Raw genomic sequence first — 25,299 nt, 5'->3', positions numbered from 1 at the left:
CCGCTCAGTCGCTTACCGGACGGGTGGCCTCCTCCAGCAATTCGAGCACGTGGCGGTACTCCTTGCCCGTGGCCCGCGTCATCCCGATCTCGCACGTGCGGTTGCACGACGCATGGGCGTCGGCGTCGATCGCGCGCACCTCTGCGGCCTCGGCGGCGGTGGCCGAGGCGGTGAGTTCGGGGTGCAGCATCCCCCGGTCTCCCGCGAAGCCGCAGCACCCCCACGCGTCGGGCACCGTCACCGTCGTGGCGACAGCCGCCCCCACCGCCTGCAGCGCGGGGTTCAGGCCCATCTGCGTCGACGAGCAAGTCGGATGCAGCACGAGCGATGCCACGACCGGCGCCACCTCGCCCAGCCGCGGCAGCACCAGGCGGGCGACGAAGCCGACGGCATCCTCGGTGCGGTAGTCGAGCCCCGCATCGGTGAAGATGTGGGCGAACCCCTCGGTACAGCTCGCGCCGTCGCTGACGACGACAAGCTCCCCACCGCCCGACGCCGCGCGTACCGCGTCGACGACGCGCTTGGCCATCACCTCGCGGCCGCCGGTGTAGCCCTTCGAGGTCCAGGGCGTCGAGCAGCAGAGCGCCTCGATGCCCTCCGGCACGATCACCCGCACCCCCGCCCGCTCCACAAGCCGGGAGAACGCCTCGGTGACCCCGATGCCGTCGCCCGCGGGCCCGAACATGCTGTTCACGCACGCCGGCAGGTACACCGCGACAGGGTCGACTGCGCCGCCGCCGCGACTCCCGGCCAGGCCACGCCGCTTAGCCCCACCGCCGGGCAGGTCGGCGGTGTAGGCGGGCATCGTGTCGGTGCCGAGCACAGCACGCCCGACGGTGGTGACCGCGCCGACCAGGCTCGCCGGCACGGCATCCGCCGCCGTCAGCGCGAGCGAGCCGACCCGGGTCACCGGGCCCCAGGCCTTCGCCGCTGCCTTCCACCCCGCCGCCATCACGGGGTTCTGCTCCTCGCGGCGCAGCCGCTTCACGAGCGACCCGGTGTTGATGAGCACGGGGCACGCCGTCACGCACATGCCGTCGACGGCGCACGTCTGCACGCCGTCGTAGTCGTAGTCGCGCTCGAGGGCGGCGGCCAGCGCGGTGTCACCGGCGGCTTCGGCCCGCGCCATCCCGCGCCGCACGACGATGCGCTGACGCGGGGTGAGCGTGAGGTCCTTCGACGGGCACACCGGCTCGCAGTACCCGCACTCCACGCAGCGGTCGACCTCGGCCTCGACCGGCTCGGGCAGCTTGATGTCGCGCAGATGCGCATCGGTGCCGTCGTCGATGATGACGCCCGGGTTCAGGATGCCGGTGGGGTCGCACAGGCCCTTGAGCTCCCGCATCACGTCATACAGCTCGTCACCGTACTGGCGCCGCACATAGGGGGCCATGACGCGCCCGGTGCCGTGCTCGGCCTTGAGGTTGCCGCCGGCATCGAGCACGAGATCGACCATCTCGTCGGTGAAGCCGACGAAGCGCGCCATCGCCGCGTCGCCGGCGAACCGGTCGGTGAGCATGAAGTGGATGTTGCCGTCCTTCGCGTGACCGAAGATCACGCTGTCGCGGTAGCCGTATCGCTCGAACAGCTCCTGCAGCGACTCGCAGGTGGAAGCGAGGGTGGGCACCGGCACGACGACGTCCTCCAGAAGCGCCGTCGTGCCGGTGGGTCTGGCGCCGGCCACCGACGTGTAGAGGCCTTTGCGGAGCTTCCACGCGGTGGCGCGGGTCGACGGGTCCGACGAGAACGCGGCGGGCGCCCGCAGCGGTGCGTCGCCCAGCACCCGCGCACCCTGCGCGGTGAGGGCGGCGACCTCCTCCGCGGTGGCGCCCTGGTACTCCACCAGCAGCGCGGCCTCGGCGGCCACGTCGAAACCCAGGATCTGTGCCGGCGCATCGGCGAACGACTGACCGACACGGATGCTGGTGGCATCCATCAGCTCGAGGGTCGCGGCCCCCGTGGCGACGAGGTCGGGCAGGGCCCGGGTGGCGTCGTCGAGCGTGTCGAAGACGGCGAGCGCCGTGGTGGCCACGGGCTGGATCGGCACGGTGCGATACGTGGCTTCGGCGATGAAGGCGAGCGTGCCCTCGCTGCCGATGAGCAGGTGGGTGAGCACCTGCACCGGGGAGTCGAAGTCGCAGAACGCATTGACGCCGTAGCCCATCGTGTTCTTCATCGAGAACTGCCGGGCGATGATCGCCACCGACTGCGGGTTCTCGCGCACGCGCCGCTGCAGCCGCACGAGGCCGTCGAACAGCTCCGGCTCGGCCGCATTCAGCCGGGCGTCGGCGTCGGGTGCGGCGGAGTCGACCGTCGTGCCCGACGGCAGCACGAAGACGAGCGATTCGAGCGTGCGATAGGTGTTCTCGGTGATGCCACAGGCCATGCCGCTGGAATTGTTCGCCACGACACCGCCGATCGTGCAGGCCGCCTCGCTGGCGGGGTCGGGCCCGAGCCGGCGCCCGTGGCGCAGCAGCCGCATGTTCACCTGACGCACGGTCGCGCCCGGCTGCACGCGCACCCGGCGGCCGTCGTCGAGCACCTCGATGCGCCGGAAGCCCTGCCGCGTGTCGACGAGCAGGTCGTCGCCCGAGGCCTGCCCCGACAGGCTCGTGCCGCCGGAGCGGAAGGTCACCCGGGAACCGGCCGCACTCGCGGCGCGCAGCACCCGCGCCACCTCGGCGGCATCCTCCGCCACGACGACCGCGTTCGGGGTGAGCAGGAAGTGCGAGGCGTCACTGGCGTAGGCCACCCGGTCGATCGCGCGGGTCTTGATGCGGGCGGGCTCGCCCACCGCCTCGGCGACGGCGTCGGGGACGCAGCCATCGAGCGCGATGGGCGAAGCAGGCGCGGCGGTGACGATGCTCACGGCGTCGGCACCATCCAGGCCAGTACGGTGGACTGCAGGTAGATGAAGCCGGTGAAGACCACGAGCAGCCCCAGGCTCCACCAGATGAGCTTGCGGAACAGGTCGCCCTCCCGGCCCGCCATGCCCGCGGCCGCCGCGGCGACGGCGAGGTTCTGCGGGGAGAGCATCTTGCCGAGCACGCCGGCGGACGAGTTGGTCGCGGCCATGAGCACGGGATCGAGCCCGGCCTTCTCGGCGGCGGTCACCTGCAGCAGCCCGAACAAGGCGTTGGAAGAGGTGTCGGAGCCGGTGATGGCGACGCCGAGCCAACCGATGGCGGGAGAGAGCAGCGCGAAGAACCCGCCGGTCGCCGCGAGTGCGGCGCCGAGGCTCTGGGTCTGGCCGGAGAGGTTCATGACGTACGCGAGGGCCAGCACCGCGACGACCGTGACGATCGTGAAGCGCAGCTGGTGAAGGGTGTGTCCGTAGGCGGCCACCGCGTCCCTCGGACGGATGCGGTAAGCCAACGCCACGATGATTCCCGACAGCAGCAGCAGCGTGCCGCCGGTGCCGACCACGTTGAGCGAGAAGGTGGTGGCCACCGGCTCGCCGGCGGCGTTGACGATCTCGAGCCCCGGCCACGGGAACATCAGGGTCACGGCCGTGGCGAGGAACTTCTTGATGACCGGGATCTGCGCGATCGAGAACACCACGATGATGACGACATACGGCATGACCGCGTTCCAGGTGAGGTTGCCGCGGGTGCGGGTGGCGGTGTCCACATGCACCGCCTCGGCCACCTGCACGCCCGAACCGGAGCCGGTGCGCGTGGGCCCGGTGGCGGCGGTGGCCGAGGCGGCCGCGGCACCGGTCTCCCGGTCTTCGGCGTCGAAGACGAGGGTGTGCGAGGGCTTCCACACCCGCAGCATGACCAGCACGGCGGCGACCGTGACGACCGAGGCCACGACGTCGGTGATCTCGACGGCGATGAAGTTGGCGGTGATGAACTGGGCCACGGCGAAGGCGATGCCGGCGACGACCGCGACCGGCCAGGTCTGACGGATGCCGCGCATGCCGTCGACGATGAACACCAGGATGAGCGGGACGAAGACGGCCAGGAACGGCGTCTGGCGCCCGGCCATCTGCGACAGCACGTGCACGTCGATGCCCGTCACGCCCGACAGGGCGATGATGGGCGCGGCCATCGCGCCGAACGCCACCGGGGCGGTGTTGGCCAGGAGCGAGACGACCGCGGCCTTGAGCGGCTTCATGCCGGCCGCGACCAGCATGGCGATGGAGATCGCCACCGGCGCGCCGAACCCGGCGAGCGATTCCAGCAGCGCGCCGAAGCAGAAGGCGATGAGGATCGCGAGGATGCGCTGGTCGTCGCTGATCGCCCGGATGCGGTCGCCCAGCACCTCGAACCATCCGGTGACGACGGTGAGGCGGTAGACCCACAGCGCGTTCACGAGGATCCACAGGATCGGCACGATGCCGTACAGCGCGCCTTCGGTCGTGGCGCTGAGCGTCTGCAGCGGTGGCATCCGCCACACCAGCACCGCGAGCGCGATCGAGAGCACGAGGCCGATGAGCGCGGCCTTCCACGCCTTCACCCGGAAGACGCCGAGCAGGACGAAGAGGGTGGCGAGCGGGATGACGGCCACCAGCGCGGAGAGCGCCAGCGACCCGAACACCGGATCGAGGATCTGCTGGAACACGGGACTCTCCTTCGAGTCGTGAGCAGCGCGGTCGCGCCGTTGATCCGTTTATTGTCAGACAAGTAGACAAGTCAGTCAAGAGTATTTGTCAGACGACGACTAAACTCGGCGCTGCACCCGCGCCCCCGGGCGCAGCAAGGAGGAGCGATGGTCGCCCACATCAGGGTGGTCTCGGTCATCGACGCGATCACCGATGATCTGCGTCGCCGCGTGCTCTCCGGCGACCTCGCCCCCGACACCACCCTCGGGGAAGTCGAGATCGCCGAGTCGTACGACGTGGCCCGTCCCACCGCGAAGGCCGCGATCGAGAACCTCGTGCGCGACCGGCTGCTCGAGCGCCGCGCACACAAGAGCGCCCGCGTCGTGCGGCTCACGCCCGACGACGCCCGCGACATCTATCGCACCCGCGTGGTCATCGAGGCGCAGGTGCTGCGGCTGCTGGCCGCCGAACGTCGCGTGCCGGATGCCGCACGCGAGGCCAACAAAGAGATCTCCGCGCTGGTGGACGCCTCGCCGCACGACATCGTCGAGCCCGACATGCGGTTCCACCGCAGCCTCGTCGATGCCCTCGGCAGCACGCGCACGAGCGGGATCTACCAGTCACTGGCATCCGAGGTCGTCTTCTGCATGTCGCAGGTGCAGGGAGCGTCACTGCTGCCGACGTCGCTCATCGCCGGCGAGCACGAGCGCATCCTCGAGCTCATCGAGGCCGGTGACGGCGAGGCCGCGGCCGAACTGCTCGCCCTGCACGTGGGCCGTGCGCGTGAGCGTCTCGCCGAGCGGCTCGGCGGAGTGGCGGGTCCCGAAGCGGCCGCGCCCTCGACCCTCTGACGCCTCGCCGCCACGGATTTGTCACGGCCCGCGAGTTGGGCCCGCGCATCGGGATGCGGTTGGATGATGCGCGTGGCAGCGCCGATGCTGCCACGCAGGTCAGCGTGACCCCGCCCTCCAGGGAGGCAGATGATGAAATTCATGCAGCGGCTCGGCCGATCGATCATGCTGCCGGTGGCCGTGCTGCCGGTGGCCGCGATCCTCTCGGGCATCAGCTATTGGATCGCCACGGCCGCCGGCACCAATGTCGTCTCGGCCTTCCTCGGCGCCGCCGGCGGCGCACTGCTCGACAACATCGCGCTGCTGTTCGCCGTGGGTGTGGCGATCGGCATGGCGACCAAGGCCGACGGCACGGCGGCCCTCGCCGGCCTCGTGTCGTGGCTCGTCGTCACGACCCTGCTCAAGCCCGAGACGGTCATGCTGTTCACCGGCGTCGGCGATGTGAACGAGGTGGACCCGGCGTTCCTGAAACTGCAGAACGTCTTCGTCGGCATCCTCTGCGGCCTCATCGGCGCCTGGTGCTACGACCGATTCAAGGACACCCGCCTCCCCGACGCGCTGTCGTTCTTCTCCGGCAAGCGCTCCGTCGCGATCGTCACGGCCGGCTTCTCGCTGGTGCTCGCCGTCGTGCTGTTCTTCGTCTGGCCGTTCGTCTACGGCGGGCTCGTGGGCTTCGGCGAGTGGATCGTGACGCTCGGCCCGCTCGGCGCCGGCATCTACGGCTTCTTCAACCGCCTGCTCATCCCGGTCGGTCTGCACCACGCCCTGAACTCGGTGTTCTGGTTCGACGTCGCCGGCATCAACGACCTCAACAACTTCCTCGCCGGCACCGGCACGTACGGGGTCACCGGGCAGTACATGACCGGCTTCTTCCCGGTGATGATGTTCGGCCTCCCCGGCGCCGCCCTGGCGATGTACCTGACCGCCAAGACCACGCGCAAGAAGCTCGCCTACGGCATCCTGCTCTCGGGCGCCTTCGCCTCGTTCTTCGTCGGCGTCACCGAGCCGCTCGAGTTCGCGTTCATGTTCCTGGCGCCCGTGCTCTACCTCGTGCACGCCCTCTTCATGGGCATCTCGATGGTCATCAGCGCGATCCTGCCGGTACGGATGGGCTTCGGCTTCTCGGGCGGGTTCATCGACCTCGTGCTCAACTGGACGAACCCGATGGCCCAGAACCCGTGGCTCATCCTGGTGATGGGCGTGTTCTGGTTCTTCGTGTACTTCGGTGTCTTCTACTTCTTCATCAAGCGGTTCAACCTGAAGACCCCCGGCCGCGAGGACGACGACGCACTCGAGGACGGCACCGAGTACGACACCCACAGCGCCGACGACCCCTACCTGGTCACCGCCGCGCGCTTCATCGACGGCCTCGGCGGCAAGGACAACATCACCGACCTCGACAACTGCGCCACACGGCTGCGGATGGAGGTGGCCGATGTCTCGAAGGTCGACGACGCGGCACTCAAGCGCGCGGGAGCTGCGGGCACGATGAAGCCCGGCGGCCGATCCGTGCAGGTCGTCTACGGCCTCAACGTGCAGTTCGTGAAGGATGCCATGGAGGAGATCATCGCCGGCCGGGCGACCGCTCCCGTCAGCGGGGCGGGTGCAGAGCCCGAGCGCGCCACGCCGTCGCCGGCAGCCTCGCTGGATGCCGGCGGCAGCGCGGTGCTGACCGAGGCGCCGCCGGCGACTGTCGTGCTGCGTCAGCCGGTGCCGGGACGCGTCGTGCCCCTCTCCGAGGTTCCCGACGCCACGTTCGCCGACGCGATCATGGGTCCGGGCCTGGCGATCGAGCCGACCGGCGACACGGTCATCGCACCGGCCGCGGCGACCGTGGGCGCGACCTTCGACACCGGTCACGCGATCGCCCTCGTGCTGGCGGACGGCACGGAACTGCTCATCCACGTCGGCATCGACACCGTCGCGATGAAGGGCGACGGCTTCGAGACCCTCGTGCACAAGGGTCAGAGCGTGCGCGAAGGCACACCTCTGCTGCGGTTCGACCGGGCGAAGATCGCCGCGGCGGGCCACCCGACGATCACCCCGGTGGTCGTGCTCAACAACGCACGCGCGACGGTCGAGTTCCGGTGAGGCCGGGCGGGCGGCTCCGATGCGGAGCCGCCCGCCGGGCTCAGGCGTTCGCGCCCTTGCGGGGCTTCAACAGCGCCTCGGGCTCGCGCTTGGCGCGCTTGGCGGCGCGCTTCTCTTTGGGTGACTGCTGGGCGACCTTCTTGCCGTCGCGTGCGCTCGGTGATTTACCGGACATGGGACTCGCTTCCCCTTCTTCGGCTGGCGGGTGGAACCCCTGACCATAGCCCGCTTCCTGCGGAAGTCAATTGCGGGCCTTGCCGCCCGCCGGTGCCGCCGGCGCCGCCGGGGCGCGAGGGCGGAATCTGCGCGGTCGATTAGGCTTGTCAGCGATGTCGAACACTCGCGCGGAGGCCGCGTATCAGCGCTCGGTGGCCGCGTTCCGAAACCCGACGCTCGACCTGCTGCACGGTCGTCACGCCCCGTTCGTCGTGGCGATGCTGTCGATCGTCTTCACGCCCGACCGACCCGCCGTCGCGGTCGCCGACGCCCACGCCGAGATCGGTGAGGCCCTCGACGAGCTGCGCGCCGCAGGCTACGACGACGACCGGCGCCTCCCCGCCGGCACCGCCCGCGAGATCTGCCGGCACTGGGTGCGCGTGGGGTGGCTGGCACCGCAGATCGAGCACGACGTCGAGGTGTACCGGCTGACGGCACACGCCGTCGGGGCCCTCGACATCGCGGGACGCACCGCGGGGGGCAGGTCCCGGGTGTCGCGCTCCCGGGTGCGCACGCTGCTCGACGCCGTGGACCGGCTGTCCCGTGACGCCGAGACCGACCCCGAGCAGCGCATCGCGATGCTGCTGGCCGAACGTGAAGCGCTGGATGCCGAGATCGCGCGACTGCGCGACGACGAAGCCGAACCGATCGACGACGAGCAGCTGTTCGAAGAGGCAGAGAACGTGCTGCACCTGGCCCGCGAGCTGCCGGCGGACTTCTCCCGCGTCGCCGAATCGATCAAGGCCATGCAGCGCGATGTGGTGGCGGACCTCCGCCGCGACGTGCGACCCACGGGCGAGATCCTGCGCGAGTACCTGCAGCGCGGCCGGCATGTGATGCAGGCCACCCCGGAGGGACGGGCGTTCGAGGGTGCTCTGCGCCTCATCGGCGACCCGGAGCACATCGACCGCCTCACCGACCAGCTGCGCACGCTGCTGACCCAGCCGTTCTCCCGCTTGATGGCGCCCGAGCAGCGCGCCGATCTCGACGCCATCGGCCGTCAGGTGCAGCAGGGGGTGCAAGAGGTGCTCACCGCGCAGCGGCGCGCGTCGCAGGTGATCACGGCGCAGGTGCGCACGCACGACCCGGTGCGCGACCGGCAGGTCGACGAGCTGCTGCGCGGCGTGATGGCCGGGCTGCAGGCGTGGATGCAGCATTCACGTCCGGGCGACCGGGTGGAGCCGCTGCACACCTTCCCCGTCGCCGACATCGGGCACCTGCGCCAGTCGCTCAGCGACCTGAACCCTCCGGGCGCGCCCGCGCCGCTCCCCGCCCGCGAAGACGTCGAGTTCGTCGACGCCGACACCCGCGCCTGGGGCGGCCCGCACTACGCCGAGCTCGAGGAGTACGTCGCGACGCTCGGCGACCACTTCGACCTGGCGACCGCGTTCGAGGGGGCCGACGACGACACGCGGCGCCCCGTCGATCTGCTCGGCCTGCTCGAGATCGCCCACCGCAACGGCATGACCGAAACCGATGAGATCTCCGTCGCCGAAGCCCGCCGCCCCGACGGCACGTACCGCCGCTTCGCCTTCGGCGCCGTGACCGCGCGCACCGTGAAAGAGCTCCCCCATGACTGACATCGCCCCCGCACCCGAGACCACTGTCACGCCCCACGATGAGCCGACGGCCCCCGCCGGCGGCGACCCGGCCGGCGCCGGCCACCCCGACGACGCCGCGGCGTTCATCGCACCCGTGGCGATGGAGCACGACCCCGATGAGCTGTTCCCCGGCGACCAGGGCGTCCTCGACCCCGAAGCCCGACGCGTGCTGGTACGGCTGCTGCAGCGGCGCTTTCTGACGGCCGACCGCAACCGCGCCGAGTGGACCGTGCTGATGGATCACCGGCACGCGATCGAGTCGCGCCTCAACGACCTGTTCGTGCGCCTCGTCGTCGACCACGATCGCGGCGTGGCCTACAAGGAGCAGGTGCGCTCCGACGAGGTGGAGATCCCCATCCTGCTGCGCGACGAGGCGTACTCCCGCGCCGAGACGCTGGTGCTGGTGCACCTGCGCACCGTCTACCAGCGTGAGAGCACCGCCGGCGAGGCCTCGGCGCGCGTCGACATCGAAGACATCGAGCAGACGGTGCTGACCTACTTCGCCGACGCCGACGGCAGCACCGCGCGCCGGCAGCGGGCGATCCGCGCCGCCGTCGCGCGGCTGCGGCAGGACGGCGTCATCGAAGAGGAATCCGAGGGCCGCTACCGCATCAGTCCCCTCGTGGAGATCCTCCTCAGCGCCGACCGGCTGCGGGAGCTGCGCGACTGGCTCGCCGACCGCACGGCGCACTCGACCCCGCTCGACCTCGACGACGAGCCGGACGACACCGACACCCCCGACGGCGTGGATGCCGACACCGACGCGGAGGCCGCACGATGACCATGCTCGACACCCTCTTCGGGCTCATCCCCGCCGCCTCCCGTGGCCAGCAGTGGGTGGCCGACGAACTGCAGCTGGTCAACTGGGGCGGCTACGACGGCGCCCACCGGGTGCGCTTCTCCCCCACCGCCACGCTGCTGTGCGGCGGCTCCGGCTCGGGCAAGTCCACGCTCATGGACGCGTACGTCGCGCTCATGATGCCGCACACCACGCCCTTCAACGGCGCCTCCAACGGCGCGGTCGTCGGGCGCCCGCGCGGGCAGGACCAGCGCAACATCCTCTCCTACGGGCGCGGCAAGATCGACGAGACGCGCACCGACGAGGGCACGAAGATCACCGTGCTGCGCGGCGACGGCACCGACACGTGGACGGCGGTGTCGATGACGTGGCTCGACCACGACGGCGCGCGCTTCACCGCCGTGCGCGCCTGGTACATTCCCGCGCACGCGCGCCAGCTCGAGGACACCGTGCGGGTGCGCGCCACGGTCGCCGGCCCCTTCGACCTGAGCTCGCTCGAGAAGGCGGCGACGCAGCGCCTGGCGGATGCCGCGCTCAAGAGCGCGGGGCTCGACACCGTCGCCACCGATCGCGAGTTCTCGGCACGCCTGCATGCCGTGCTGGGCATCGGGGCGGCGGGTGCCGGCACGAAGGCGATGAGTCTGCTCGCCCGCATCCAGGCCGGCCAGCAGATCACCACCGTCGACGACCTCTACAAGCGCATGGTGCTCGAAGAGCCCGAGACGCTCGCGGCCGCCGACGCTGTCGTCGCCCACTTCGACGGCCTCGAGAGCACCCGCAGCCGCATGCTCACCGCGCAGCAGCAGGTGCGCGCGCTCGAGCCGATCCGCACCGCCCGCGCCCGCATCGAGGAAGCGGCCGAGCGGCTGCGCCTGATCGACGAGATCGGCCGGTTCACCGACCCGGACTCGCTCGCGACCCTCTGGCGCGCCTCCCGCCGGCTCGACCTGCTGCGCGACGTCGAGACCGAGCTGCAGACCGCCACACACGCCGCCGATGCCGCGGTGCGCGAGCAGCAGGCACTCGCCGACGCCGCCGAGATCGAGCGCGACGGCCTGGGCGAGGTGCTGCGCGCCGCCGGCGGCGACCGGCTCGAGACCGCCCACCGGGAGCTGCGCGCCCTCGAGCGACGCCTCGCCGACACGACCCGGGAACGGGAGCGCCTGGACGCCGCCCTCGAGGTGCTGCAGGTCGAGGTGCGCACGGCGCGCGATTTCGCCACCCTCGCCGACCGCGCACGTCAGGCGCTGGCCGACCCCGACGCCAAGGCGACGCTGCGCGAGGCGTACGGCACCGCGATCAGCGACCGCAACGCCCTCGCCGCGCGGGTGGCCGAGCTCGAGGCGGAGCGCCGCGAGGCCGCCGAGCGCCACGACAACATCCCCGCCCGCCTGCGCGAGTCGCGCGAGCTGCTCGCCCGCGCCGCCGGGCTCGGCGTCGACCAGCTGCCGTTCGTCGGCGAGCTCATCGAGGTGCGCACCGAGTTCGAACCCTGGCGCGAGGCGTTCAACCTGGCCCTCGGCGGCTTCGCCACGACGCTGCTCATCGACGCGGCGCACCTGCCCGCGTTCCGCGCGGCGATCGACACGGTGCAGACCCCCGAGCGGCTGCGCTACGAAGGCGTGCAGACCGGGCTGGCCGCGGCGGCTCCCGCCGACCCGCAGACCCTGCCCGGGCGCCTCGACTACAAGAGCGGCCCGTTCACCGGCTGGCTGCAGGACGAGCTCGCCCACCGCTTCGGCTTCGTCTGCGTCGAGACGTCGGCCGAGCTCGGGCAGCACCGCATGGCGCTCACCCTGGCCGGCCAGACGTCGCGGGGCGCCCGCGGTGCGCACGGCGGGCACGGCCGTCGCAACGTGCTCGGGTTCTCCACCCACCGTCGCGTCGGCGAGCTCGACGCGCAGCTCGGCGCCGCGCGCGCCCGGCTCGACGCGGCCCAGACCGCGGCTCTCGACGCCGCCGCCGAGCTCGACGCCCTCGACGCCCGCCGCGCGGCGTACGAGAAGATCCAGGACCTCACGTGGGAACAGGTCGACGTGGCATCCGTCGAGCAGGAACGGCAGCGCTGGACGGCGATCATCGACGACGTCACCGCCGGCAACCCCGAGATCGCCGGCATCCAGTCGCAGATCGCCGCGAAGCGCCACGAAGCCGCGGCGCTGCGCGAAGGCATCGGCCGCGCCAAGGCCGAGCAGCAGCGCCTCGCCGATGCCTGGGCCGCCATCACCGACGAGGTCGACCTCGCGCAGGAGGTCGTCGATGCGGCAGCGGATGCCGGGCGCGCGCTGACCGACGATCAGGCGGCGTACCTCGACGGGCAGTTCCTGCTGCCCGACACCACGGGTGCCCCCACCCGCATGCAGGAGCTCACCCGGTTCGACGCCGCCCTCGACTCGGCATCGCGCCGCTTCATCGACGACCAGCGCGCCGCGCAGGACGCGCTGATCGAGCAGCGCGAGAACCTGCGACGGACGCTCTCGGGATTCCTCGACCGCTGGCCGAACCCCAACCTGCTCCCCGATCCCGACCAGGCGCTGGGGGAGTTCGAACGCATCCTCGCCGACCTCGAGACCAGCGGCCTGCACGAGCTGGAAGCCGAGTGGCGCGACAGCCTGCTGAAGCTGTCGGGCAACGACCTCACCAACCTCGACTCGACCCTCAGCCGGTCACTGCGCGAGATCCGCGACCGCATCGAGCCGATCAACGCGATCATGCGCGATCTGCCGTTCTACGACGACGACCACCGCCTGCAGATCTCGCCCCGCGAGAGCCAGTCCGAGGTGCGCCGGCGCTTCCGCAAGGAGCTGCGCGAGGTGCGGGCGCTCATCGACACGGCCGAGAGCGATGACGACCGCGAACGCGTCTACCAGCGCATGGCGCGGCTGATCAACCGCCTGCGCCGCACGGCACCCGACTTCGCCGAACTCGTCGACGTGCGCAACCACGTGCGGGTCAGCGCCGAGCGCATCCACGCCGTCACGCAGCAGCACGTCGCGCTGTACGACCACATCGGGGAGAAGTCCGGCGGCGAGTCGCAGGAGCTCATCGCCTTCATCGTCGGCGCCGCGCTGCGGTATCAGCTGGGGGATGCCGGGGCCGAACGTCCGCGCTATGCGCCGGTGTTCCTCGACGAGGCGCTCATCAAGGCCGACGCGCACTTCACCAAGCGGGCGATCGGGGCGTGGCGGGGGCTGGGATTCCAGCTGATCATCGGCGCGCCGAACGACAAGTACAGCGCCATCGAGCCGCACGTCGACGTCGAGTACGACATCCTCAAGGACACGCAGGGCCGCTCGTGGGCGAAGCCGAAGGTGGGGCTCCCCGCGGCGTAGCGGTAGGCCTTCGAGGCGGGGCGGAGCGGACTTAGGCTGAGCGCATGCCGCGCGCGGCAGAGGAGGAGGCCGTCATGGCTTCGAGCGACGCGGTGATCCAGGTCGAGAACCTGACGAAGTCCTACGGGCATTTCGCCGCCCTCAAGGGCGTCGATCTCACGGTCGCCCGGGGCGAGGTGCACGGCTTCCTCGGCCCCAACGGCGCCGGCAAGTCCACCACCATCCGGGTTCTGCTGGGCCTGCTGAAAGCCGACGGCGGCACGGCGCGCGTTCTCGGCGGCGATCCGTGGAAGGACGTCGTCGACCTGCACCGGCGCCTGGCCTATGTCCCCGGCGACGTGTCGCTGTGGCCGGGCATGACCGGCGGCGAGGCCATCGACCTGCTCGGGTCGCTGCGCGGCGGCCTGAACGAGGCGCGGCGCAGCGACCTGCTGGAACGGTTCGAACTCGACCCGACCAAGCGCGGCCGGCAGTACTCGAAGGGCAACCGGCAGAAGGTCGCGATCGTCGCGGCGCTGGCCTCCGACGTCGAACTGCTGATCCTCGACGAACCGACCAGTGGCCTGGACCCCCTCATGGAGAACGTGTTCCAGGAGGTCATCGGCGAGGCGAAGGCCCGCGGCATCACCGTGCTGCTGAGCAGCCACATCCTCGCCGAGGTGGAATCCCTCGCCGACCGGCTCGCCATCATCCGCGACGGGGTGATCGTCGAGTCCGGCACCCTCGCTTCGCTGCGCGGCCAGACCCGCACGCCCATCCGGGCCGAGATCACCCGGCGCCTGCCCGCCGAAGCGCTCGCGGCCTTCCACGACGTGCACGTCGAGGGCAACCGTCTCACGGCGACGGTGGAGTCGGCGCGCATCGGCGAAGCGATGGCCGCCCTCACTCCGTTCGGCATCACCTCGCTGACGGTGGAGCCGCCCTCCCTGGAGTCGCTTTTCCTCCGCCTGTACGCACCGGGCGCGGAGCCGGGGCGACGATGAGCACCGCCCTCACCGGCACGCCGCGCCTGCTGCGGGCCACCGTGCGGCAGGACGGCCGCCTCCTCGCGCCCTGGATCCTCCTCACGACGGCGCTGTCGGCCTCGTCCGTGCTCATCTATCCGCTCGTCTTCCCCACGCAGCAGGACCGGGCAGGGCTCGCGACCGCGATCGGCTCCAACCCCGCGCTCGGGCTGATCTTCGGGCCCGCCTACGACCTGTCCACCGCCGACGGGTTCAACGCGTGGCGTTCCCTGGCCCTCGGCGGATTCCTCGCCGCGCTCGGGATGATCTTCGCCGTCACCCGCGCCACCCGCGCCCAGGAGGACTCCGGCCAGGCCGAGCTCCTCGCTTCCGGAGTGCTGGGCCGCGGCGCCCGGCTCATGACGGCGGTGTCGATGTGCCTCGCGGCATCCGTCGTGCTCGGCATCGTGACCGCGACCGTCACCGTGCTGTGCGGCGGCGGGTGGGAGCCCTCCCTGCTGCTGGCGGCGACGATGTCGGCGACGGGATGGATGTTCACCGGCGTCGCCGCGGTGACGGCGCAGCTGGCCTCCGAGGCCCGCACCGCCAACTCCCTGGCCGTCGGCACCCTGGGGGTGCTGTTCCTGCTGCGCGGGTTCGCGTATGCCGTCGATGCGCCGGAGTGGACCATCTGGGTGAACCCGCTGGGGTGGATGACTGAGACGAAGCCGGCGGTCGACGACCGGTGGTGGCCGCTGCTGCCGGCTGTCGCGCTGACTCTCGTGCTGCTCGTGCTGGCCTTCGCCCTGCAGGCGCGCCGCGACTTCGGCGGCGGTGCCATCGGCCCGCGCCCCGGCCCCGCCCGCGGCAGGGACCGCTCGGTGCTGCGGCTGGTGGTGCGCATCAACCGCGCGCCGCTGATCACCTGGACGGTCGCCTTCATCGCGATCGGTTTCGTGTTCGGGTACCTCGCCACCGCCCTCACCGACATCCTCGGCTCCGACTCGGCGGTACAGCAGATCCTCGCCGCCGGAGCGACCAGCAGCAGCCAGCTGGTGAGCGCCTTCCTCGTGACGATCCTGAGCCTGGTGGGCATCCTCGCCAGCATCCCGGGCGTACAGGTCATGCTCAAGGTGCGCGCTGAGGAGATGGCCGACCGCCTCGAGCCGATCATCGCGGCCCGCGTGCGCCGGCCGCAGTACTACGCGAGCAACGTCGTGATCGCGCTGCTCGCCCCCGCGGTGTACGTGCTCGTGGCGGGGACGCTCATCGGAATCCTCGCCTCCGGCGCCGACATCGGGGTGCAGCTGGGCGATGTCGTCCTGCAGGCCCTCGCCACGGTCCCGGCGGTCTGGACGGTCGTGGCCCTCTCGGTCGCCGTCGTCGGCGCGCGGCCGCAGGTGACCCTCGCCGCCTGGGCCGGCGTGCTGATCTCGTTCGTGTTGACGATCCTCGGGCCGACGTTCCGGCTGTGGGACTGGGTGCTGGCGATCAGCCCGTTCTGGCACATCCCGCAGGTGACCTCTTCGGACGCCGACCCGATGGGCCTGCTGTGGATCAGCCTCGTGACACTGCTGTTCCTGGTCGTCGGGTTCGCGGGCTTCCGCAACCGCGACCTCGTCCGCTGAGTTATCCACAACGGGTGACGATTATCGAACGAAGGTCCGAGGGTCGCGCGAGAATGGAAGCATGCAGAACAGCACCTCCCTTCCCTCGGACGAGGCGGCCGCGCGAGCGATAGACCGCATCGCCGAGGTGCTGCCCGACCTCATCGGTGTGCGAGAGCAGGTCGCCCGCCTGCAGGCGCTCGAGGCGCGACTGTTGGCCCAGACCGACGGCATCGTGGCGGACTGGGTGGCGGATGCAGGGCTCCAGCGGCGCTCCGAGGCCGAGATGCCCCACCGCATCGCCGCAACCGAGATCGCCGCGGCGTGGCGGGTCAGCGACCGCACCGTGCAACGGCAGATGGGTGAGGCGGCGACCCTGGTGACCGACTACCCGGGCACCCTGGCATCCCTCGAGGCGGGCCGCATCTCGCTGGCCCACGTGCGGGTCATCGTGGCGAACGGGGCGATCATCGCCACGCACGAGCTGCGGGCCGAGTATGAAGACGCGGTGCTGCCCTACGCCGAGACAGAAGCTGCCACCCGCCTAGCCCCGATCTGCCGGCGTCGCGCGGAGTGGTACGCCGACGTCACGCTCGATGAGCGTCACCAGCAGGCCCGGCAGCGGCGCACGGTCTCGGTGACCGACCTCGACGACGGCATGGCCGAACTGATCGCCGTGCTGCCGGCGACGCTGGCGCACGGCGCGTACGACCGCATCTCGCAGATCGCCCGTCTCGCCCAGGCCACCCCCTCCGCCTGCGGCGAGTCACTGTTCCCCGAAGCCGATCCGCGGTTCGCTGTGGACGGGACGCCGCAGGCCGAAGCCGACGGCACGCCCGCCGCGGCCGACACACGCACGCTGAACGAGGTGCGCGCCGATGTGCTGGCCGATCTGCTGCTGACCGGGCTCCCCTCGTCAGTGACCGTGCCCGACGGCGGGCTGCACGCCATCCACGCCACCGTCCAGGTCACGGTCCCCGTTCTCACCCTCATCGGCGAGGCCGCCGCCGATCCGTTCGACGCGACCATGCTCGCCGGGCACGGCCCCATCGACACCGCCACGGCCGCGGCTCTCGCCGCCATCGCCCCGGGCTGGGACCGCATCCTCACCCACCCGATCACCGGCAGCATCCTGGCGGTGGACCGCTACCGGCCGAGCGAGCAGATGCGGCGCCACCTGCGAGCCCGCGACGAGCACTGCCGCTTCCCCGCCTGCCGCGTGCCGGCCCGCCGCTGCGACATCGACCACAACATCGACTACGCCGACGGCGGCCCCACCGACACCCGCTACCTCTCCCACTTCTGCCGACGACATCACACGACGAAGCATCATTCCCCCTGGCGCGTGCGACAGCTGGCGCGAGGCGTGCTCGAATGGACTTCGCCCACCGGGCGGGTGTACATCGATCGCCCCGTCAGCGAAGTCGCCTTCGCGACCTTCCCGGCCGAAGCCGGCGCCATCTGCACGCCCGCGTTCGACCCGGCGCCGTTCTAGCTTCGACCGATGAGGATCGCGGTTACCGCAAGGTCCCGGTACTACGCATGCGTGGCCGCCGTCCACCCCTTTCTCCCCGGGCCCTTCGCACGCCAGGGTGGAAGCGTGGATGACACAGATGTTCTCACCGAATGGGTGACGCGCCAGCGCTGGTTCGCGGGCAAGAGTCACGAACCGCGGCTGCGCATCCTCGATGTGCAGCCGGTCCCCGGCGCCCACCGCTACCTGCTCATGGACGATGCCGGCGCGGTGCCGGCGCTCTACCAAGTACCTCTCGCCCTCGTCGCAACTCCCTCGAGGGCGGATGCCGTCGTCTGCCAAACCGCCGACGGGTACCTCGTCGATGCGACGCGGCATCCGGAGTTCACCGTGAGCCTGCTGGCCTCGATGGGGGTGGACGTCGCCCGGGTGACCGGCTCGCGCGTGCTGTCGGCCGAACAATCCAACACGTCGATCGTCTTCGAGGAAGACGGCGAGCCGACGATCATCCTCAAGCTCTTCCGCACGCTCCACCACGGCGAGAACCCCGACGTGACCGTGCAGCGCGTGCTCAGCGATGCCGGCTCGCCCTACGTCCCCGCCTTCCGCGGCAGTGTCGACGCGGATTGGCCCGACACCGGGCGCGACGCCGGCGTCGCCCACGGCACGCTGGGCTTCGCGCAGGACTTCCTCCCGGGCGTGCGGGACGGGTGGGACGTCGCCCTCGAATCCGCACGCGACCGGCGCGACTTCACGCAGGCGGCCCGCGATCTGGGAATCGCCCTCGCCGCGGTGCACGGCGCGCTCGGCGCGTCACTCGAGACCGTCGATGCCGGACCCGACGAGGTGGCGGCGGTGGGCGTGACCTGGCGGCAGCGTCTCGCGGTCGCCGCGGCCGAGGTGCCCGCGGTGGCGGAGCGCATCGCCGCCATCGATGCCGTGTACGCAGCAGCCCTCGAGCGGGCATGGCCGCGTCTGCAGCGCATCCACGGCGACCTGCATCTGGGTCAGGTGCTCGCCGTGCCCACCGGTGGGTGGCGGGTGGTCGACTTCGAAGGCGAGCCACTGCGGCCCATGCACGAACGCGCGATCCCCGACCTGCCCCCACGAGACGTCGCGGGCATGCTGAGGTCGTTCGACTACGCCAGCGCCGTCGGCGGCGGCGACGACTCCGGCGACTGGGCGGCGGACTGCCGCGACGCATTCGTCGACGCCTACGCCGGGGCCGAGGGGTCCGTCGCGCTGGACGGACTGCTCCTCAAGGCGCTGGTGCTCGACAAGGCCGTCTACGAGTCGATCTACGAGGCCCGAAACCGCCCCGACTGGCTGCCGGTGCCGCTGGCCGGCATCGACAGCGCCCTCGCCTGATCAGTCGGCCGCCGACTCGTCCGGCTGCAGCATGAGGAACATCGCCCCATAGGCGGGCAGCGCCACCGAGAAGCTGCACAGGTCGTCGACGCGTCCCACCGTCTCACCCGTCGCCGCATCGACCACGGCGCTCCCCGGCACCAGCTGCTCGGAGCGCACGGTGCCCTCGACGGGATCGGCGGCGAAGTTGAGCACCGTCACCTGAATGGGCGCCTCCGCTTCGACGACGCCCTCGTCGAGCCGGTGCACGAGCACGAGCATCCCCGCGTGCGCCACCTCGGGGATGTCGACCTGCGACGCCGTCGCGATGCCGGATTCCCGCCGCAGATCGAGGATCTCGGCCAGTCGCGACGCGAACGACTCGGGGTCGTCGAGCTGCGCGGGGAGCGACCCGTACAGGGAACGCCCACGAGGCATCCCGGCCGCCGAGCGCGTCGCCTGCGGGTCGGCGTCGAGCAGGTCGTGCGCCCCTCGCTCGATCCACCGCGTGTCACCGGCCGTGAGCAGATCGGCGATCTCTTCGCTCGGGATGGTGAGCATGCCCACGAGGTCCCAGCCGGACAGGGCGAAGACGCCGGGCTGCCACGCGTTGTAGGCGCACAGCAGCAGGTGCGCGTCGCGGATGGCCGGGATGTCGCCCTCGTCGATGTCGTCGAGCCGGGCGATCCCTCGCGTCGCGGCGATGAGCGACGTCGTCGTGCAGGCGATGCCGTTCTGCGTGAAGACACGGTTGTAGTCGGCCGTGCCGGTGAGCGCTTCGGTGAGCTCCGCGCGCACCGTCTCGGCGAGCTCGCCGCCGGAGATCTCGCCCCCACGGAAGCGGTAGAGGTCCTCGCCGTGCCTCGTCGCCCAGTGCACCAGCTCGTAGGTGAGCTCGTCATGGTTCTGCATGCCGTGCACGAGCTGCACCGGCTGCACCCCGAGCTCGAGCGAGGTGGTGAGCGCGAGTCGCAGGAACTCCGTCTGCCCCGTCGCGAGGGCGTGGTGGTACCCGGGGCGGCCGATGAAGTCGTAGGAGAGGTCGGCTCCCACCGCTGCCGTGTCTCGGATGTCCTCCATCGTGAGGTTGAGCTCCTGGAAAGTGAAGCCGCCGACCTTTCGCACCATGCCGGCGATGATGTGGTTCGCCGCGTGCGAGAGCGGGTGCCCCTCCGACCATGCGGGGCCGCCGGCGCTCTTCTCCACCCCGAGGAAGCCGTTGGCATCCAGTCGCAGGGCGCTCGTGCCGAGCTCGCCCAGCGAGTGCAGGGCGTCGCCGATCACCAGGCGCATGCCGGCGAACGTGGGATCGAGCCAGTTGATCGACGGCTGGCCCTGCTTGAAGTAGTGCAGGTACACCCACCGCCGCGTGATGCCGTCGGGACCGATGACGGGGGTCGTCGCGCTCCAGTTCGTCTCCTTCACGCCCGGCGTGTAGAAGATGACCCGCTGCAGCGCGCCGATGATGTATCCGCGACTCTCGAGCTCCTGCTCGGTCGCCGGGTCGAGGTTCACGCTGTCGACCCCCTCGGGGACGTCGGGCAGCAGCCCCCAGTCCTCGGGCGGGACTTCGACCATGTGGTAGATGCCGGGGTAGTCCTTGAATCCCATCTCGGCGAGGCGGAAGTCAGCGCCCTTGCCGGTGTGACCGGGGACGATGTCGTCGATCACACTGCCGCCGTGGCTGTCGGCGACGTCGCACAGCGCCCGGAACTGCTCCTCTGTCCCGAAGGCAGGGTCGATCTCGGTGCTGATGCGGTCGAAGTGTCCGTCGACGCTGGGGGTCTCACGCCACCCGGCGATGCCGCCCGCGCGCTTCACCGGGCCGGTGTGGACCGCGTTGATGCCGACGCGCTCGAAGGCGGACCACAGCTCCTCGTCGCCGAGCGCCGCCAGGAACGACTGCCCCGGGCGGGTGATGAGCGAGATCGGGTACGCCGTGAACCACACGTCGGTCGCCGTGATCGCCCGCCGGGCGTCCGGGCGGGCGTAGGGGTTCCGCCACATCGCCGGCTGCCCCGCAAGCTGGCGCGCGAGCACATCGGCATCCTTCAGCATCGACTGGCGCACGAGCCACTCGACGTACGACGGGTTAGTGCCGTTGGCCGTGCGCGGGTCGGTCTTGATACGGCGCACACTGCCGCCTCGGAACTGGTCGCGCGGGCGCAGGCGCTTCGGGCGCGCGGGGTAGCGCTGCTCGTCGTAGCTGATCTCAGCCTTCTCGGCGTCGGATTCGTCGTCGCCCTCGGGGCTCACTCCGGTCAGGTCGATGGGGCCGGTGTAGAGGTCCTCCGGCCGAAAGTCGTCGCTCGGCATCGTTCAACGCTAGGGGACACGACGAACCGGAGACGAGGACTGGAAAACCGGCCCGAGAACCACTAGGAGGCCGACGCTACGCGGCGGTGACCTCGACGACGGTGGCCTGCTGGGGGTTCTGCACCGGCGGCCGCACGCCCACGACGGCGAGCTGGCGACCGGTGAGCACGGTGTCGTGGTGCGCCCAGCCCAGCGGCGACTGCGCGGGGTCCTGCACGATGCCGCCGGGCGTCACGATGCGCACGCGGTAGCTGCGGTCGGGGGCGAGACCGGGCATCCGCACCCGCCCGGTCGGCGAGGAGATGAGCGTCTGCGTCTGGGCGATGGTGAAGAACGCGGATGCCGCGTCGGCCGCCACGATGCCCCGTACGTCGAGGCCCGGGTCGGCGACGTCGACGTTGACCACGCGGCCGGTCGCCACGAGCGGGCGCACGCGCCCCGCCAGCGCCACCCATTCGGCCACCGCCGCGGCATCGGCCTCGCTCAGGTTCGTCACGTCCCACTCGATGCCGAAATGGCCGAAGAGCGCCACGGCGCCGCTCATGCTGAGAGACACGGTGCGGCCGGTGGAGTGCACGTGCGGGGTGGTCAGGTGCATGCCCATCATCTCCGGCGGCACCACCAGGGCGGTGTGGCGCTGGTTCTCGAGCCGCTCGACGGGGTCGAGGCAGTCGCTGGTCCAGATGCGGTCGGTGCGGTCGAGCATGCCGAGATCGACGCGGGCGCCCCCCGACGCGCAGCTCTCGATCTCGAGCCCCGGCCGGGTGGCCTTGAGCTCGTCGATCAGCCGGTAGACGGCCAGCGTGTGGGCGTGCACCAGTGCGGCGCCGCCGGGGCCGGCCGCGGCATCCACCAGATCTCGGTTGTGGTCCCACTTGATGTACGAGATCGGGTACTCGTCGAGGATCGCGCCGATGGCGCCGGCGATGTAGGCGTACGCCTCGGGGTGGGCGAGGTTGAGCACCTGCTGCTGACGGGCCGACGGCGGCAGGTCGACGCGGCCGCGCAACAGCCAGTCGGGGTGCTGCCGCGCGAGATCGCTGTCGGGGTTGACCATCTCGGGCTCGAACCAGAGCCCGAACTCCATGCCGAGGTCCACGACGTGGTCGGCGATCGGATGCAGCCCCTCGGGCCAGACGCCCGCATCGACCGTCCAGTCCCCCAGCCCCGCGGTGTCGTCGCGGCGCGCACGGAACCAGCCGTCGTCGAGCACGTACCGCTCCACGCCGAGCGCGGCGGCTGCGTCGGCGAGCGCGGTGAGCTTGGGCAGGGAGTGGTCGAAGTACACCGCCTCCCACGTGTTGAGGGTGATCGGACGGGGGCGCTTGGGGTGCTGCGGCCGCGCCCGCCATTCGGCATGGAAGCGGGCCGCGAGGTCGTCGAGGCCCTCGCCCCACGAGCCGAACAGCACCGGCGAGGCGATCTGCTCACCGCGGCCGAGGCGGATCTCGCCCGGGGCGTAGAGTTCGCCGGCGCCGAGGAACGACTCGCCGGTCGGCACCCGCTCGGCGAACGCGCGCTGGTTGCCGCTCCAGCCCAGGTGGATGCCGTGCACGCGGCCGCGCTCGAAGCCGAACCCGGGGGTGCCCGCCGCCAGCAGCAGCGTCCCGTCGGCGCCGGGGCGGCCGCGGCGGCTCTCGCGCAGGTGGGTGCCGAAGGTCAGGGCGTGACGCTGCCCCGATCGCTCGCGCAGGTGGCGCCCGGTCGTGTCGAAGATCTCCGTGGCATCCCACGGCAACGGCAGCGTCGCATGCAGCGCCTGCACGGTGTAGGGGGCGTCCGCCTCGTTGCGCACGACGACGCGGGTGCGCACGAGCCCGGCCGCACCGACGCTCAGCTCGACGCGGGCGGTCAGCTCGGTCTCGTGGTCGGTGAAGTCCAGCTGCAGCTCGTGATCGGTCACGTGGGCGCCGGCCAGGGCGAAGCGCGCGCTGACGCTCTGCCCGTCGCGGTGGCCCTCGAGTGCCGGGGTGCCGAGCCATCCCGATGCCGCGGTGCTGAGCACCCCGAGCCGCGCGGTCTCATCGAGACCCCCCGAGACCCGCTGCAGACGCGCGGCGACGGCGAGCGAGGTCAGAGTCGCTGCCGGGGCGTCACCGAGGTCTTCGCCCCAGTGCACGATGGCGGGGGTGTCGGCGGCGAGGTCGACGACGACACTCGTGCCTCCCCGGCGCAGGTGGACGACGCCGCCGGCGGCGGCGCCGGTGAGCGGAGCGGAAGAGACAGCGGTGTCGGGGGCGGGCATACGCTCATTTCTAGCCGGAAACCGCCGCTGCGCCGAACCGGCCCTCCTTCGCCTCCCGACTGCTGAACGATACGGGTGCGTCGCGGCGGCTGTCTCACGCAGAGCGGTAGATCTCCATGTCGCCGGTGCGCACGCGCGACGCGAGGACGAGGGCGATGATGCCGAGGCCGAGCGTCTTGGCCAGGAACCCGAGGGAACCCACGATGGTCGCGACCCCGAGGAGCGCCTGGCCGCTCTGGGGCCCGGCGGCGACCAGCAGCAGGGGCGGGATCACCGCGCCGGCGACCGCGGCGAGCATCGCCCACAGCGGCGCCCACCGCCACGGCTGCGGGAGGATGCCGGCGCGCGCGATCTGCACGACGGCGATGAGGGCCGCGGCGAACGACACGAGCAGATCGACGTAGAAGACCGTCGTCAGCGCGCCTTCGGCCGCGCGGTAGGCATCCATGCCGGCTTCGAACGTCTCGGCATCCATCGAGGGCAGAAACTGCTCCGCGAGGCGCACGACGAACGGCCAGAGTGCGACCACCACGAGCGCGGCCACACCGAGCGGGCGTCTGGCCACCACGCTCGCCCGAGCGGACAGACCGATCGCGAACAGCAGCACTGCGGCCGCGAAGACGATGTCGGGGACGATGGTCAGAGCCGCGCCCCCGAAGGGGAGCGAGTACTGCAGCATCCCGATCACACCGCACACGACCAGGCCGATGCCCCCGAGCGTCCAGGTCTTCCGCACCGATTGCATGCTCCGACCGTACTCGCCGAGAAACCACATTTCGGTCGGGAAACCACGCGGCGCGGGGTGTCTCGGCCAAAATGTGGTTTCTCGCTGACGGGGCCGCGTGCGGGCGGCCCACTCGACCTACGCGGTCGCGTGCGGCTCGGCGCCCGCGGGGCGCTTCACCAACCGGGAGACCCCCGTGACGATCAGGAAGATGACCAGCCCGAGCACGAGCCCGAAGACGGCGGAGATGAGCGTGTCCACGATCCAGACGACCACGGGGCCCGCGGCCTCGATCGCGTGGGTCACGAGGTGCACGAGGTCGTACGGCCCCGCCCACAGCGTCTCGGCGAGGTTCGCGATCACGAGGTGCCCGCCGACCCAGAGCATCGCCACGGTGCCGATGATGCTGATGACCCGGAAGACCGCCGGCATCGAGGCCACGATGCGGGCGCCGGTGCGGCGCACGCGGCGAGAGCGGCTCTTCATGAGCCGCAGCCCCGCATCGTCGAGCTTGACCAGCAGCGCGACCGCCCCGTAGACGACCACCGTCATGGCCAGACCGATCACCAGCAGCGCGCCGAGGGTCATCCAGATGCCGAAATCAGGGTCGAGGCTCGCGAGGGCGATGAGCATGATCTCGGTGCTGAGGATGAGGTCGGTGCGCACCGCTCCGAGCACGAGCTTCTTCTCGTCGCGCGGTTCGTCGTCGGCATGCGCGTGCTCCCTGCCGAACCACTCGAGCACCTTCTCCGCCCCCTCGAAGCAGAGGAAGCCGCCGCCGATGATCAGCAGGAACGGCAGCACCCACGGCGCGAACGCGGTGAGCAGCAGCGCGATCGGGATGATGATGACGAACTTGTTGACGAGGCTGCCGAGCGCGATCTTCCACACCACCGGCAGTTCGCGGGCGGGGGTGATCCCCTGCACATACTGCGGCGTCACGGCGGCGTCATCGATCACGACGCCCGCGGTCTTCGCGCTGGCTTTCAGCGCGGCCGTCAAGATGTCATCGACGACGGCGAGGAGTCCGACCGACATGTGCGACCATCCGATTTCGTGAGGAGGAGCCGACGCAGCGAGCGGCGGGATACCGTGCCATTTTAGTGGGGGTGGCCGCCTCACCGTCGTCCGGATCCTCACGGTCCGCGGCAGAAACCCTGCTCCGAGAGCGCGCCGTGCCCGCCACCGCATCCATCTTTCGGTTGA

General features: G+C 71.2%; 16 protein-coding genes. 9 read left to right on the top strand and 7 right to left on the bottom strand.

Annotation, left to right across the window (positions count from 1 at the left end):
* Window positions 1–4: 4 nt before the first annotated feature.
* Together H9651_RS10945 and H9651_RS10940 are read right to left on the bottom strand one after the other, a co-directional pair.
* Window positions 5–2,869 (bottom strand): FAD-binding and (Fe-S)-binding domain-containing protein, encoded by a 2,865-nt coding sequence (locus H9651_RS10945; RefSeq protein WP_404803013.1) that lies wholly within the window; start codon window positions 2,867–2,869, stop codon window positions 5–7.
* Window positions 2,866–4,566 (bottom strand): L-lactate permease, encoded by a 1,701-nt coding sequence (locus tag H9651_RS10940; protein ID WP_191719362.1) that lies wholly within the window; start codon window positions 4,564–4,566, stop codon window positions 2,866–2,868. Before H9651_RS10940 ends, H9651_RS10945 begins: the two co-directional genes overlap by 4 nt.
* Window positions 4,567–4,713: 147 nt before the next feature.
* On the opposite strand from H9651_RS10940, the gene H9651_RS10935 reads away from it, so the two are divergent.
* Together H9651_RS10935 and nagE are read left to right on the top strand one after the other, a co-directional pair.
* Window positions 4,714–5,397: a GntR family transcriptional regulator gene (locus H9651_RS10935; RefSeq protein WP_191719361.1), complete on the top strand. Its 684-nt coding sequence runs from the start codon at window positions 4,714–4,716 to the stop codon at window positions 5,395–5,397.
* A gap of 132 nt (window positions 5,398–5,529) precedes the next feature.
* Window positions 5,530–7,488 carry an N-acetylglucosamine-specific PTS transporter subunit IIBC gene (gene nagE / locus H9651_RS10930; RefSeq protein ID WP_191719360.1) on the top strand — a complete coding sequence of 653 codons (1,959 nt, stop codon included), beginning with the start codon at window positions 5,530–5,532 and terminating at the stop codon, window positions 7,486–7,488.
* Window positions 7,489–7,528: 40 nt separating this feature from the next.
* Here nagE and H9651_RS14915 read toward each other — a convergent pair whose 3' ends face one another.
* A complete protein-coding gene (locus tag H9651_RS14915; RefSeq protein WP_263598652.1) occupies window positions 7,529–7,663 on the bottom strand; it encodes a hypothetical protein in 135 nt (44 codons plus the stop codon).
* 154 nt (window positions 7,664–7,817) lie between these two features.
* Between H9651_RS14915 and H9651_RS10925 the strand changes: the two genes are divergently transcribed.
* The 7 genes from H9651_RS10925 (at window position 7,818) to H9651_RS10895 (ending at window position 18,829) form a co-directional block, all read left to right on the top strand.
* On the top strand, window positions 7,818–9,284 hold the full coding sequence (locus H9651_RS10925) for a DUF3375 domain-containing protein (RefSeq protein WP_191719359.1): 1,467 nt from the start codon (window positions 7,818–7,820) through the stop codon (window positions 9,282–9,284).
* A 121-nt stretch (window positions 9,285–9,405) separates the two neighbouring features.
* Window positions 9,406–10,086 carry a DUF4194 domain-containing protein gene (locus H9651_RS10920; protein ID WP_225216681.1) on the top strand — a complete coding sequence of 227 codons (681 nt, stop codon included), beginning with the start codon at window positions 9,406–9,408 and terminating at the stop codon, window positions 10,084–10,086.
* On the top strand, window positions 10,083–13,436 hold the full coding sequence (locus H9651_RS10915; protein ID WP_191719357.1) for an ATP-binding protein: 3,354 nt from the start codon (window positions 10,083–10,085) through the stop codon (window positions 13,434–13,436). Before H9651_RS10920 ends, H9651_RS10915 begins: the two co-directional genes overlap by 4 nt.
* A 74-nt stretch (window positions 13,437–13,510) precedes the next feature.
* Complete coding sequence (locus H9651_RS10910) at window positions 13,511–14,419, top strand: ABC transporter ATP-binding protein (RefSeq protein WP_191719356.1); 909 nt, start codon at window positions 13,511–13,513, stop codon at window positions 14,417–14,419.
* Window positions 14,416–16,008, top strand: coding sequence for an ABC transporter permease (locus H9651_RS10905; protein WP_191719355.1), 1,593 nt, complete (start codon window positions 14,416–14,418; stop codon window positions 16,006–16,008). The genes H9651_RS10910 and H9651_RS10905 overlap by 4 nt, the downstream gene beginning before the upstream one ends.
* Before the next feature lie 61 nt (window positions 16,009–16,069).
* Window positions 16,070–17,482 carry an HNH endonuclease signature motif containing protein gene (locus H9651_RS10900; RefSeq protein WP_191719354.1) on the top strand — a complete coding sequence of 471 codons (1,413 nt, stop codon included), beginning with the start codon at window positions 16,070–16,072 and terminating at the stop codon, window positions 17,480–17,482.
* Window positions 17,483–17,587: 105 nt separating this feature from the next.
* Window positions 17,588–18,829, top strand: coding sequence for a phosphotransferase (locus H9651_RS10895; protein ID WP_318244848.1), 1,242 nt, complete (start codon window positions 17,588–17,590; stop codon window positions 18,827–18,829).
* On the opposite strand, the gene treS is transcribed toward H9651_RS10895, so the two are convergent.
* The 4 genes from treS to H9651_RS10875 all read right to left on the bottom strand — a co-directional run bounded on the left by treS (window position 18,830) and on the right by H9651_RS10875 (window position 25,131).
* Window positions 18,830–21,124 (bottom strand): maltose alpha-D-glucosyltransferase, encoded by a 2,295-nt coding sequence (gene treS, locus H9651_RS10890; protein ID WP_191719352.1) that lies wholly within the window; start codon window positions 21,122–21,124, stop codon window positions 18,830–18,832.
* A 76-nt stretch (window positions 21,125–21,200) separates the two neighbouring features.
* Window positions 21,201–23,369 carry an alpha-galactosidase gene (locus tag H9651_RS10885; RefSeq protein WP_191719351.1) on the bottom strand — a complete coding sequence of 723 codons (2,169 nt, stop codon included), beginning with the start codon at window positions 23,367–23,369 and terminating at the stop codon, window positions 21,201–21,203.
* Window positions 23,370–23,463: 94 nt separating this feature from the next.
* Window positions 23,464–24,114, bottom strand: a complete 651-nt coding sequence (locus H9651_RS10880; RefSeq protein ID WP_191719350.1) for a hypothetical protein — start codon at window positions 24,112–24,114, stop codon at window positions 23,464–23,466.
* A 117-nt stretch (window positions 24,115–24,231) separates the two neighbouring features.
* Complete coding sequence (locus H9651_RS10875) at window positions 24,232–25,131, bottom strand: DUF808 domain-containing protein (protein ID WP_191719349.1); 900 nt, start codon at window positions 25,129–25,131, stop codon at window positions 24,232–24,234.
* Window positions 25,132–25,299: the final 168 nt, after the last annotated feature.

The sequence above is a fragment of the Microbacterium pullorum genome (assembly GCF_014836535.1).
GTDB lineage: Bacteria > Actinomycetota > Actinomycetes > Actinomycetales > Microbacteriaceae > Microbacterium > Microbacterium pullorum.
Note: the sequence above shows the minus strand (reverse complement) of the source record. Positions and strands in the feature narration are given on the sequence as shown.